This is a genomic window from Flavobacterium sp. 5, from assembly GCF_002813295.1.
Classification (GTDB): domain Bacteria; phylum Bacteroidota; class Bacteroidia; order Flavobacteriales; family Flavobacteriaceae; genus Flavobacterium.
Genome location: NZ_PHUE01000001.1, coordinates 874,585 through 887,702, shown reverse-complemented (window position 1 = coordinate 887,702; position 13,118 = coordinate 874,585). Strand labels below are relative to the sequence as shown.

Sequence of the window (13,118 nt, the reverse complement as noted above, 5' to 3'; positions counted from 1 at the left end):
TACTTTAAATAAAAATTGATATGTTTTGGTAAAAGTTAGATTGATATTTGAATATTTACCACTTAAATCGTTTTTTTTTAGGTTATAAATACCAGAATTAGATAAATTGAAATAGAAGCTCAAACAATCTAAAAAAAAATAACAAAAAAGAAATTGATTTTGAATAAAGAGTTTCAAAATCAATTTCTTAAAAATTTAGAGACTAAATTCTCCTTCTATGTATGATGATGAGTTTAGGCATCTTCAGAATTATAAATAGTAACTAAATTAAAGTTCTACTTTCTCTGCTTCAATAAGGAGATCATCAATAGGATTAGTGTAGGTAGCTACTTTTCTTTTTTCTTTTCTATTTCGTCCCCACCAAATGTAAAAACCCGATATAGGAAGACTAGCAATAAGCAAGCTAATTAAAAAAGCAAATATTTTTCCTGCTAAACCCAAGACAGCTCCTGTATGAAGATCGTAATTCATACGCATTACTTTATCAGCAACGACTGCATTTTTATATTTCCCGTAAAAATGTTTGACTTCAATTTCCTTTAAAGAATATTGGTCAAAATAACGGTAATCTGTTTTCCAAAATGTTCCTTCTTCTGGGTTGGCATTGGCGGCAATAGACGTACTATCATTTTCTGGTGGATGTACTTCTATGGATTTTGCATTTGGGTATTCTTTTTGCATTTGCATCCAAATTTTATCCAATGGTTTTATGGGATGAATGGAGCTTTTTATAGAAGCTGGGTCCTCATAAAGTAGTGATTTTTCCCCGCCAAGTACAGTGTAATAGGAGTAGCCAAACCATTGAAATCCCCAAACTAAACCTGTAATAGCGAATATAAGCGCAATTGAAAGTATATAAAAGCCTGTGATATTATGTAAGTCATAGTTTTTACGTTTCCATTTTGTTGTTGCTTTCCATTTGAATGAAAACCGTTGTTTAATTGCATTTTTATTTCTTGGGAACCATAGATACAATCCTGAAAGAATGAGTATAAGAAAAATTAATGTAGCCGATGCACAAATCATTTGTCCAATTTCATGTGGCAACCAAAGATAATAATGTCCGTCTAAGATAAATCTGAAAAAACCTTCATCCATGTTGATAGTCTCAATAACTTTACCTGTATAAGGATTGAGATAAACTATAAAATAATAATCAGGTTGATAATGGTAGAATATTGCTTCTGCTGATTTTTCTGGACCATTATATTTGATGGCATGCAGTGATTTGTTAGGTAGTTCTTTTCTAGCTATGAGTTCCAATTGAGAAGGCAAGAGAAAAGGTTTGTTTTGTTTTTCTACAAAGCGATATTCTTCGGTATAATTCTGTATTTCTTCTTGAAAAGCATATAGACAACCTGTAATGGCAATGATAAAAACAATAATACCTGATGACAGTCCAAGCCATAAATGTATCTTACCAATTGCCTTTTTTAAAGTATTATTCTTCATTTATAAATAGATTAAACTCCTCAAAAAAAGATGAGGAGTTTTGTGAAAAAGTAGATTACTAACTAACTATAATTATTGAAACTTGTAAGTTAGACCAGCATATACACTTCTTAAACGTTGAGGTGTTACAGTTGACCATCCTGAATAATATTTTTCATTTAAAAGGTTGTTCGCTTTTAAAGAGATACCAAATTTACTAGTATTGTATGAAAGTACAGAGTTCAATACTGTATAACTTGGTAATGCGAATGTACCAATAGTAGAACGGTTTAATGTTTTGTTTTCACTAGCATAGTTTCCTCCAAATCCTAATGCAAATCCTTTTAAGTTACCTTCTTGGAAAGCATAGTTAGCCCAAAAGTTAACTAAAGTTTCTGGACCTGCCTCTTCTGGTCTCATGTCTAAATAACCTGAACCTGCAAAAACTTCATTTGTTGTTTTGCTTTTATTGTTACTAAAACCTGCAATTAAGTTTAAACCTTTAGTTGGGTTAGCAGTAAGACTTACTTCAATACCTTTGCTATATACTGATCCTCCTTGGATATAATTAGTAAAGGTAACAGGATCTGTTATTACTTTATCTTTTACATCAATATCATAATAACTGATTGTTGCAGAAACGATGTCTTTGTATAAGTTAGTTTTTAATCCAAATTCAAATTGATTTGCATGCTCTGGATCGAAAGATTTTGTACTGGTAGTAGTACCAATTTGAACTTGTTTTGGTAATACATTAGTAAAACCATTCATGTAGTTACCAAATACAGAAACTTTATCTTCTATTATCTGGTATACTATACCAAATTTTGGAGACAATGCAGTTTGATCATGTGATTCATCAGCGTCAGTAGATTTAAAATTATCAATTCTTAAACTTGCCATTGCCGAAAGGCGATCTGTAATGTTAAAAACATCTGATACATATGTACTAAGAACTTGAGTTTTGGCTGTTGTATTTCCTGTAAATGTCCCTTTCAATAAATCATCTACTCCAGCTTGAGTTAAATCTCCTGTATCGCTTTGATTTACTAATGAAATGACTCCATTAGCTGCCCATCCAGAACTTCCGCTTTGGATGTTTGAATTATAATAATCTACACCTACTACTAATCGGTTTCTTAAACCAGCAATTTTAAAATCACCAATAAAGTTTTGTTGAATGTCCGTTGTATTCGTTTGACCGTTTGCTTTATTAATAGATCTTGTAAATTCGTCACCATTTCCTGAATCATAAAGGTATGAGTAGTAACCAAAAGACTTGGTATTACTTCTTGATAAAACTGTTTGAGAGGTCCATTGTTCAGATATTTTATAAAACATCTGTGTTTGCATATTGAAAGAAGGGTTGCTCATTACCAAATCATTTGAATTATATGATTTTTTGTAATTTTGTTCAAACAAATCCATTGAGTGAAAAGTTAGAGGAGTGTATCTGCTCAAGAAAACCATTGGAGCAATCGCTGAGTTTCTACTTGTAAATTCTGTATTTACTAAAAATGATAATTTGTCATTTACTTTATAGCTTATTGAAGGAGCAAAGAAAAATGATTTTGAAAAACCTGAATCTTGGAATGAGTTTTCATTTTGGTAAGCTGAATTCATTCGGATAGAAACATCTTTGTTTAGTGGGATATTAATATCTGCAGTAACTCTGTCCATCCCATAAGTTCCAGAAGTATATCCTATTTCTCCACCAAAAAAATTATATGGTTTTTTAGTTACAATATTGATTAGACCTCCGTAAGAAATTAAGCTACTACCGAATAATGTTCCAGAAGGTCCTTTAATAACTTCAATATTATCAACATTAATTGGATCAATTGTAGTGTTTGCAACAGCAGGTAAACCATTCGTCATTGTTGGTTGAACAGCGAAACCTCTCATACTAAAATATTCAGCTCCATCAGTTCCACGACCTGTAGATTCCCAAAGACGTGTTATACCTGTTGCGTTTTTAAGGGCGTCATTTAAATTAGTAACAACTTGTTCTTTTAATAATTCACTTGTTACTGTATTATAAACTTGTGGGTTTTCAATATCCTTAAGTGGCATTTTGGATACGGTGGTACTTTTTTCTCTTTTGTATTTGTACTTGTTAGTGACTTGTACTTCTTTTAAGTTACTAACTGTATCTTTTTTTATTTCTTGTGCAAAACTAGCTACCGATAACAAGATAACTGAGGATAGTAAAATTACGTTCTTCATTTTATTTAGATTTATTAAAAATAACGCCGCAAATGTAAACAGTAATTCTATATCAGCAAAGCTTATTTAGATTAAATAAAAATAAAATATTTTAACAATTGTGAGTCAGACATTTATAGCAACAAAAAAAGCATTGCCTATATTGAGCAATGCTTTTTTTGTAAGATGAAAATTGTTATTTTGTTATTCGGAATTTTTCATGCCAAACTTTTCCGAGCTGGTTTTGCCAAGTTGAACTCCAGAAATGGTTGCAGTCAAACTATCCTTTTTGATTAAAGAGTAAATTATTTTTTGAGGATAATCGTGTTTTGGGTTTTCAAAAACCAATTGTTTTTCATTTCCTAAAGTCAGTTTAAAAGGAACTGCTTTGTCTTCATTTTGTCCTTTTACTTTGGCATTATAAAAAAGTTCTTCCCCTTTTTGTTGTAATACTATAGACTCATAATGTAAAGTGTCTTTGCCTTTGATAAAAAAAGATTCTCCTTGAAAAGTACTGTCATTAATTTGTTTCCAGTTTTCAGAAAGATTACCATCGTCAATTTTGGTGTCCCATTTTCCTAGTAACCAATTAGCTGTTTTTATTTTGTCTTTTTCGGTAGCTTCAGTATTTTTACAGGAAACAATGGCTAACAAAATCAGTATAAGAGTTGTTTTTTGAAACATATATGCTGTTATTAAAAATTATTTTGAAACGCTAAATTATGAAAAATAATTAGTAGAAACTCCTGAAATCAGAGGCAAAAAAAATTGTGTAAATCATTTTTATCTGTGGCAAAAAGCTAAATACTCTCCTTCAAAATAGAATGTACCAATTCTTTGGTTGGTTTCTGATCTTTTAGTTTCGCTCGAACCACATCAAAAGTTACTTTAAAATCACAACCCAATTTATAATCCCCACAACCATAAGCAGTTTTTCCTTTCATGATTATTCCTTTTTTACATTTGGGACAAGTTAATTCATCGGGAGCTGTTTTTGAAGTAGTTTTTTTAGCTTCTAATACAAGTTTGAAATTTTCATCAAAACGAAGCAAACCTTCTAAGGCACCAGTATCAGTTTTAAAGCCTTTTATATTTACAGTCGATCCTTTTTGAAGTAATCTTTGGTATTGGTTTTCGGATATTTTTTTATCGGCAAAAGTATAAGGTAATACAAAAGTACAGTCCGCTTTATATTCACTGCATCCATAAGCGGATTTTCCTTTTATAAGATTTCCTTTTTTACATTTCGGACATACTTCAGCCAAAATTCCTGCCGCTTTCTTTTTCTCAACGACAGCTTCTTGTTTTTGTATACTTCCTTCATGCGAAATATTAGCTCGTCTGGTTTCGCTTCGGACTTCATAGACCAAGGCTTCAACCATCTGTTTCATGTTCTTGATAAATGCTCCAGCTGTAAAGGTTCCTTTTTCAATATCTTTCAACTGCTTTTCCCAAGAGCCCGTAAGTTCAGCTGATTTTATCAATTCATTTTGAATGGTATCAATCAGTTGAATACCTGTTGGTGTTGGCAAAACCTGTTTTTTGTTTCGAACGATATATTGGCGCCTAAACAGAGTTTCTATAATATTGGCTCGCGTAGATGGACGCCCGATACCATTTTCTTTCATCAATTCGCGTAAATCTTCATCGTCAATCTGTTTACCTGCGGTTTCCATGGCACGCAGTAAAGTTGCTTCCGTAAATTGATTGGGTGGTTTCGTTTCTTTTTCTAAAAACGAAGGTTCATGTGGTCCTTTTTCGCCTACAATAAAACTGGGTAATATATCGGCTTCTTTTTCTTTTGCATTTGGGTCTTCAAATACCACTCGAAATCCTTTTTTTAAGATTTCTTTTCCTGTGGTTTTGAATAATACATCGGCTGCTTTTCCAACTACTGTAGTATTAGCCACCAAACAATCGTCATAAAACACAGCAATAAAACGCTTTACAATAATGTCATATACTTGTTGCTGATTGTATTGTAAATTGCTTTGTATCCCTGTTGGAATAATAGCATGGTGATCTGTTACTTTTTTATCATTGAAAACCTTCGGAGATTTTTTAATCTTCTTTTCCAAAAGGGGTTGCGTCAACGTGGCGTAATTAGTCAAGTTTTTTAGAATGCCCGGAACTTTTGGATAAATATCATTTGGTAAAAACGTAGTATCAACTCTCGGATAAGTAACTACTTTTTGCTCGTACAAAGTCTGAACAATTTTAAGCGTTTCATCTGCCGAAAAACCAAATTTTGTATTGCAATATACTTGTAAACCGGTTAAGTCAAATAGTTTAGGAGCAAACTCGTTGCCGTTCTTTTTTTCGACAGAAACAATTTCAAATTCACTTTCTTTGACTTTATTGGCTAAAATTTCCCCGTCTTCTTTATTCAAAAAGCGACCTTCTTCATAACTAAAAAGTGTTTCTCTATATAAAGTCTGCAACTCCCAATACGGTTGAGGTTTGAAATTCTCAATTTCTTTAAAGCGATCCACAACCATTGCTAGAGTAGGGGTTTGAACCCTTCCAATAGACAACACTTGTTTGTATCCTCCGTGTTTTACAGTGTACAAACGGGTGGCATTCATACCGAGTAACCAGTCTCCAATAGCTCTAGAAAAACCCGCGTAGAATAAATTATCGTAGTTGGCTGATGGTTTTAGGTTTTGAAAACCTTCTTTTATGGCTTCGGTGGTTAAGGAGGATATCCATAAGCGTTGCACTTCGCCTTTATATTGGGCTTCATTCATAACCCATCGCTGAATGAGTTCTCCTTCTTGACCAGCATCCCCGCAGTTGATGACCAACTCGGCTTTGTCAAACAGACTTTTTATAATTCTAAATTGTTTTTGAATACCTGAATTCTGCACCACCTTGATTTCAAATTTTTCGGGAAGCATCGGTAGATTATTCAAGTCCCAACTTTTCCAATTGGGTTTGTAATCATTGGGTTCTTTTAAGGTACATAAATGCCCAAAGGTATAGGTTACTGCATAACCGTTGCCTTCAAAATAGCCATCATGTTTGGTATTGGCACCCAAAACGGATGCGATTTCACGTGCTACACTTGGTTTTTCGGCAATACAGACCTTCATTTTTTTCCTTCTAATTTGAAGGCGCAAATTAGGAATTTAGAAATTGGTATTGAAATGAAATTTAATAGAGTTCTACAAAAGTTAGTCATGGCGATGAATAAGCGATATTTCATTTGTTATACCAAGTTTAAATTCTAAAAAGGGATGATAAAATCATAACTGTTTTATTTTTAATGTTTTATGATAATTGTTAAATTTGATGTACTAAAAATAGATACTCATGTACAAGATCTTAAAATTAATCGTAATTGTTTGTGTTGTATTGGTCTCTTGTAAAAAAGAACCTGAACCGAAAAAGAAAGTATTAGTCGGAAAAAGCAGTTACAGCTGTGCTCCAGCAACTACAGATACTAAATGGTTTGAAACAGATACTAAAGCACCTCTTTTTAAAGGTATGGACATTATTGATTATCCGATACGTACAAAAAATCCAGAAGCTCAAAAATATTTTAATCAAGGATTGGCTTTTGCTTTCGGTTTTAATCATGCCGAAGCAGCTCGTTCTTTCTATTATGCCACAAAATTAGATTCTCAATCTGCCATGTGTTTTTGGGGTTATGCCTATGTTTTGGGACCCAATTACAATGCAGGAATGGATAGTGATAATTATCAAAGAGCCTATAAAGCTATTCAGCAAGCCATTAAATTATCTGGAAATGCTTCAGCTAAGGAAAAAGCGTTGATTGACGCACTATCAAAAAGATATGTCGAAAAACCAGTTGAAGACAGACATTCATTAGATATTGCGTATTCAAAAGCGATGAAGGGGGTTGCTGAAAAATTCCCTGATGATACTACTATTGCAACACTGTATGCTGAATCTATTATGAATTTGCATCCTTGGGATTTATATGATAAAAATGGAGTTGCAAAAAAATGGACTCCTGAAATTGAGTCAATCTTAGAAAATGTATTAAAGCGAGAGCCAAAACATATTGGTGCCAATCATTTTTATATTCATGCAGTAGAAGCTTCAAATACTCCACAGAGAGGAAATGCTTCGGCTGACCTTTTTGATAAAGGGCTGGCTCCAAATTCAGGACATTTGGTTCATATGTCTTCCCATATTTATATTAGAACAGGCGAATATCATAAAGGAACAGTAGCGAATAGTAATGCAGTCAAAAAAGATAGTACTTATGTAACGATGTGTCACGCGCAAGGTGCATATCCGCTAGGGTATTACCCGCATAACTATCATTTTATGGCCGCTTGTGCCACTTTGGAAGGGAATTATAAATGGGCAATACTCGCTGCAAATGAAACTTCGAAATTGGTGCATCCAAAAACAATGATAACGCCTGGCTGGGAAGGTCTTCAGCATTATTATGTTATCCCTTATTTTGTTGCTATTAAATTTGGTAAATGGGATGCTATTTTAAAAATGAAATTAGTGTCAGATACCATAAAATATCCTGTTGGAGTAGCTCATTATGCTAAAGGAATGGCCTATTTAGGTAAAAAAGACATCACAAGAGCAAAAACAGAATTAGCTGCGCTTGAAATTATTGCTAATGATCCAAACATGAAAAAAATAACTATTTGGAACATCAATTCGGTAGATAATATTTTGCACATCGGCAGTAAAGTATTGAAGGGCGAAATTTTAGCTTCAGAAGAAAACTTTGCCCAAAGTATTTCTTTGCTTAAAGAAGCAATAGCTATAGAAGATAAGTTGAATTATAACGAACCACCAGATTGGTTTTTCTCTGTACGACATCATTTAGGTGCTGTTCAGATTGAAGCAGGAAAATACAATGATGCCATAAAAACCTACCAAGAGGACTTGAAAAAGTTTCCGAATAATGGTTGGGCACAACAAGGATTGAAATTAGCGTATGAAAAACAGAATAATCAAGCTAAAGCAAAAGAAACAGCTGCTTTGATTGCAAAAAGTTGGGCGTATGCTGATGTAAAAATTACTACTTCTAGGATTAAGTAGATACTTTTATATGATTGTTAAATAAAATAAGGCTTCCGAAGAAAAAATAATGCCCTGATACGAACTTCGGACTGCCTGTTGCATACTTCGGACTCCTTCAAACGAGCTTCGGAATGCATCAAATGGTCTTCGGACAGCCTGATACATGCTTCGGACTCCTTCAAACGAGCTTCGGAACGCATCAAATGGTCTTCGGACAGCCTCAAACCATCTTCTGACTCTCAATTATAAGCTTAGGAGAAGTTATTGTCTTCTTCGGATGGGTTTTTGCGAGATAGTTTTAATTATAATTAGGATTTAAATTTTGTTCAAGAGCGGCAAGCTATCGTTAGCGAGGGTGTATTTGTCATTGCGAGGAACGAAGCAATCTCATTTGCTATATCCGTTCCAATGATTTGTTGGATTTGCTTTTGATAGTGTGGTTGCTTCGTTCCTCGCAATGACTTTGATTGTGGATTTGTATTGTTTGTTTGGCTTGTGTGACGAAGTCGGGAGACTTCGTAGAGCGGGGTAACTGTTTTTTTTTGTCTGAGTAATTCAGTACATATACATCCTGATTTATATTGATAAATATCAGAATTTAGTTGCTTTCAAATATATATATTAATGCCGAAAATACTGATGTAATGAATCTTAGTTTTAGATATTCTTCTAAACTAACTTCTTTTAAAATAATAATTTTGCTAAAAATTAGCACTAGTTTTCTTTCGAAACGAAAATCCCCTAGCCCTGATAGAAGCGACATCCTTTTTATTCGCTTTTTTGCGAATAAAAAGATACAGCGGATAGCAGGAAACAGCTCCAAAAAAACTTGAAACCCCAAATTTGAAACTTTCAACAAAAATGTCGTACTTTTGCACTCCGAATCAAAGGAATAATTTTTGAATAAAAAAAATCGTTTTAAAGATTCGTTTGTCTTTTGATAAATAAATAGAGAAGAAATAAAGAAATATACAGATGTTAGATAGACTTCAATATGTAAAACAGCGTTTTGACGAGATTTCGGATTTGATTATTCAACCGGATGTAATCGCAGATCAAAAAAGATATGTGCTTCTGAACCAAGAATACAAGAGTATTAAAAACTTGGTAGAGAAGCGTGAAGAATATATTTTGGTTTTGGCTAATATAGAGGAAGCCAACGAAATTATTGCTGACGGTAGTGATGCCGATATGACGGAAATGGCAAAAATGCAATTGGATGAAGCCAAAGAACGTCTTCCAGTATTAGAGGATGAAATCAAATTCATGTTGATTCCAAAAGATCCAGAAGATGCTAAAAACGTGATGGTAGAGATTCGTGCAGGTACGGGTGGAGATGAAGCAAGTATTTTTGCAGGAGATTTATTCAGAATGTATACTAAATATTGTGAAGGTCAAGGCTGGAGAACTTCGGTTGTGGATATGAACGAAGGGACTTCTGGTGGTTTCAAAGAGGTTATTTTTGAAGTTACAGGAGAAGATGTTTACGGAACTTTGAAGTTTGAAGCGGGTGTACACCGTGTACAACGTGTGCCTCAAACAGAAACTCAAGGGCGTGTGCATACATCGGCAGCGACAGTTATGGTGCTTCCAGAAGCAGAGGAATTTGATGTTCAAATTGATATGAATGATGTTCGTGTGGATTTCTTCTGTTCGTCAGGGCCTGGAGGACAATCGGTAAATACTACGAAATCGGCAGTACGTTTGACGCATATTCCAACAGGATTGGTAGCGCAATGTCAAGATCAGAAATCACAACATAAAAATAAAGATAAAGCATTCGGTGTTTTACGTTCCCGTTTGTACGAACAGGAATTGGCCAAAAAACAAGCCGAAGATGCTACAAAACGTACATCACAAGTAAGTTCGGGTGACCGTTCTGCTAAGATTCGTACTTACAATTATGCTCAAGGACGTGTTACTGATCACCGTGTTGGTTTGACTCTATATGATTTAGGAAATATCATGAATGGTGATATTCAGAAAATTGTAGATGAGTTAGCGTTAGTTAACAACATGGAGAAGCTAAAAGAAGCTAGTGAGGTTTTCTAAATAAAAAATACCCAAAAAGGAGTAGCACTTAATTAAAGATTAGTCTTTGTTAAGTGCTTTTTTTTGTTAATTTTGTCTTAAAAAATAAAAGCCAATATTTTATCTTAAATTTAAAATCAATGTTTATGAACAAAAAAATACTTCTTTTGATATTTTTAGTTTTAGCTGCAAAAGCAAATGCTCAATCCTATATGGGGTATATTCCAGATAACTATGCTGGAATTCAGGGAGTTATTTTTAATCCAGCTTCGATTGCAGATTCTCGTTTCAAAACAGATATTAATATATTTTCTACAAGTAGTTCATTAAACAATGATTACTACGGTGCCAGTTTGTTTGATTTGACAAGTAGTTCTTATGATTTTGACAAGGACGGTGTCAAGACTCCTACCAAAAATAATGGTGGAATCATCTATTCGGATATTATGGGGCCTTCATTTATGTTTAATATAGCTCCAAAACACACTATTGCTATTTATACAAGAGCGAGAGCAATTGTAAACGTGGATAATATAAATGGAGAATTAATTAACCGATTTTCAGACGGTTTTGATGGTGCGGATAGTTTTGCTCCAATTGATTTAGGAAATCCACAAGCCGTTGGACATTCATGGGGTGAAATAGGAGCTTCGTATGCTGCCGTTTTGTGGCAAAGTAAACAACATTTCCTTAAAGGAGGTTTAACAGCTAAATATTTAATAGGTGGTGTTAATTCTTTTGTTGATGGAGATAATGTTTCGGCTGGTTTTTTTCAAAGTGGTGATCCTGTAACAAGTCCTTTAGTAACAACAGGGACAATAACTATAGGAAGTACACCAGATTTTATTGTAGGGAATGAGGATGTGAAATTCAATCCTGATTCCAAAGGAATTGGAGCAGACTTAGGTTTGGTATATGAGTGGAGACCAGATTATGAATCTTATGATTTGAGCAGAGCTAAAGCGAGTGATAATAATTTTAGAGATTTGAATAAATACAAATTGCGTTTTGGTGTGTCTGTTACAGATATTGGTTATATCAATTACAAGAACATGAGATATGATGTATATAATGTTAATGGTGCAGTTTCGGCACAGGATATTAAGGATTCTGATTTTGATAATTTAGGAGATTTTTTAGAAGAACATTATGGTGCTCCAGTTACTACTTATAAAGATTCTAAAACCAATTTGCCTACCATGTTACATGTAGATGCTGATTGGAATATGTACAAGAAGTTTTATTTAAATATGACTGGAAATCTAAGTTTAGTAGATAAACAATCTTTAAATAAAACACATTCACAAAATACATGGATGTTGACTCCTCGTTATGAAACAAGATGGTTTACTTTTTCGTTACCAATAAATTATATGGAATATAGTGGAATGCAAGTAGGAACAGGATTGCGTTTTGGGCCACTATTTGTTGGTTCGAGTTCATTGCTTACAAATGCATTTTCTAAAGAATCAAGAGGTGCAGATGTATATTTTGGTTTCAAAGTTCCAGTATATGAAAAGAAATTTAAAGATACAGATAGAGATGAGGTTTTGGATAGAGATGATAAGTGTCCTACTGTTGAAGGTCCTGTTGAAAACAAGGGTTGCCCTTGGCCAGACACTGATTCTGATTCTGTTGTAGATAAAGATGACGCTTGTCCTACTGTTGCAGGACCAGTTGAAAATAAAGGATGCCCTTGGGGAGATGCTGATAAAGATACTGTTCTAGATAATGTTGATGCTTGTGCTACTATTGCTGGCCCTGTTGAAAACAAAGGTTGTCCATGGCCAGATACTGATGGAGATTCAGTACTTGATAAAGATGATAAATGTCCTAATGAAAAAGGATTGGTTGCCAATGCTGGTTGTCCTGAACTTGATGCAGATAAAGACGGTGTAACGGATAAAGAAGATGCTTGTCCTACTGTTCCTGGTCCGGCAAGTAATAAAGGTTGTCCTGAAGTAACTGCTGAAGCATTAAAAGAACTTAAAGTTCAGGCGAGAGCTGTTTTCTTTGTAACAGGAAAAGCAGTTTTACAAAGTGCTGATAAAGGTCAAACTGATGGAAGATTGGACGCTATTAAAGAAATTATCAAAAATTACCCAAATGCTAAATTTTCTATCGAAGGTCATACTGATAACGTAGGAAATCCAAAAGCAAATCAAAAACTTTCTGAAGCGAGAGCTAAAGTAGTAATGGATGCCTTAATTGCTAAAGGTGTTAATCCTGAAAATTTAGCGTATAAAGGATTTGGATCTACAAAACCAGTTGCTAGTAATAAAACAGCTGCCGGTAGAGCTCAAAACAGAAGAACAGAAGTTATTCATGTTGGAACTGTTTACGAAGGAAAATTATAATATTGTTTTTTATATACTAAAAAATGAGGTCTGCGAAGACCTCATTTTTTTTTTTTTAATAGTACTCAGGTTGTAAGT

At 33.9% G+C, this 13,118-nt stretch carries 8 protein-coding genes; 3 read left to right on the top strand and 5 right to left on the bottom strand.

Annotated elements, in window-relative coordinates:
* Positions 1–267: 267 nt before the first annotated feature.
* The 4 genes from CLU82_RS03590 to CLU82_RS03575 all read right to left on the bottom strand — a co-directional run bounded on the left by CLU82_RS03590 (position 268) and on the right by CLU82_RS03575 (position 6,728).
* Positions 268–1,452, bottom strand: a complete 1,185-nt coding sequence (locus CLU82_RS03590) for a PepSY domain-containing protein (RefSeq protein WP_100841802.1) — start codon at positions 1,450–1,452, stop codon at positions 268–270.
* Between the two features lie 72 nt (positions 1,453–1,524).
* The gene (locus CLU82_RS03585) at positions 1,525–3,657 is read right to left on the bottom strand and encodes a TonB-dependent siderophore receptor (protein WP_100841801.1); all 2,133 of its coding nucleotides are present in this window, start codon (positions 3,655–3,657) and stop codon (positions 1,525–1,527) included.
* Between the two features lie 183 nt (positions 3,658–3,840).
* Complete coding sequence (locus CLU82_RS03580; RefSeq protein ID WP_100841800.1) at positions 3,841–4,320, bottom strand: DUF6265 family protein; 480 nt, start codon at positions 4,318–4,320, stop codon at positions 3,841–3,843.
* A gap of 116 nt (positions 4,321–4,436) precedes the next feature.
* Complete coding sequence (locus CLU82_RS03575; protein WP_100841799.1) at positions 4,437–6,728, bottom strand: type IA DNA topoisomerase; 2,292 nt, start codon at positions 6,726–6,728, stop codon at positions 4,437–4,439.
* Between the two features lie 220 nt (positions 6,729–6,948).
* Here CLU82_RS03575 and CLU82_RS03570 point away from each other — a divergent pair, with 220 nt between their 5' ends.
* On the top strand, positions 6,949–8,670 hold the full coding sequence (locus tag CLU82_RS03570; RefSeq protein WP_100841798.1) for a M48 family metallopeptidase: 1,722 nt from the start codon (positions 6,949–6,951) through the stop codon (positions 8,668–8,670).
* Between the two features lie 6 nt (positions 8,671–8,676).
* On the opposite strand, the gene CLU82_RS20680 is transcribed toward CLU82_RS03570, so the two are convergent.
* Positions 8,677–8,895: a hypothetical protein gene (locus CLU82_RS20680; RefSeq protein ID WP_157813317.1), complete on the bottom strand. Its 219-nt coding sequence runs from the start codon at positions 8,893–8,895 to the stop codon at positions 8,677–8,679.
* 732 nt (positions 8,896–9,627) lie between these two features.
* On the opposite strand from CLU82_RS20680, the gene prfA reads away from it, so the two are divergent.
* Together prfA and CLU82_RS03560 are read left to right on the top strand one after the other, a co-directional pair.
* Positions 9,628–10,704 carry a peptide chain release factor 1 gene (prfA, locus tag CLU82_RS03565; RefSeq protein ID WP_100841797.1) on the top strand — a complete coding sequence of 359 codons (1,077 nt, stop codon included), beginning with the start codon at positions 9,628–9,630 and terminating at the stop codon, positions 10,702–10,704.
* 125 nt (positions 10,705–10,829) lie between these two features.
* Positions 10,830–13,040: a DUF5723 family protein gene (locus CLU82_RS03560; RefSeq protein WP_100841796.1), complete on the top strand. Its 2,211-nt coding sequence runs from the start codon at positions 10,830–10,832 to the stop codon at positions 13,038–13,040.
* Positions 13,041–13,118 lie beyond the last annotated feature (78 nt).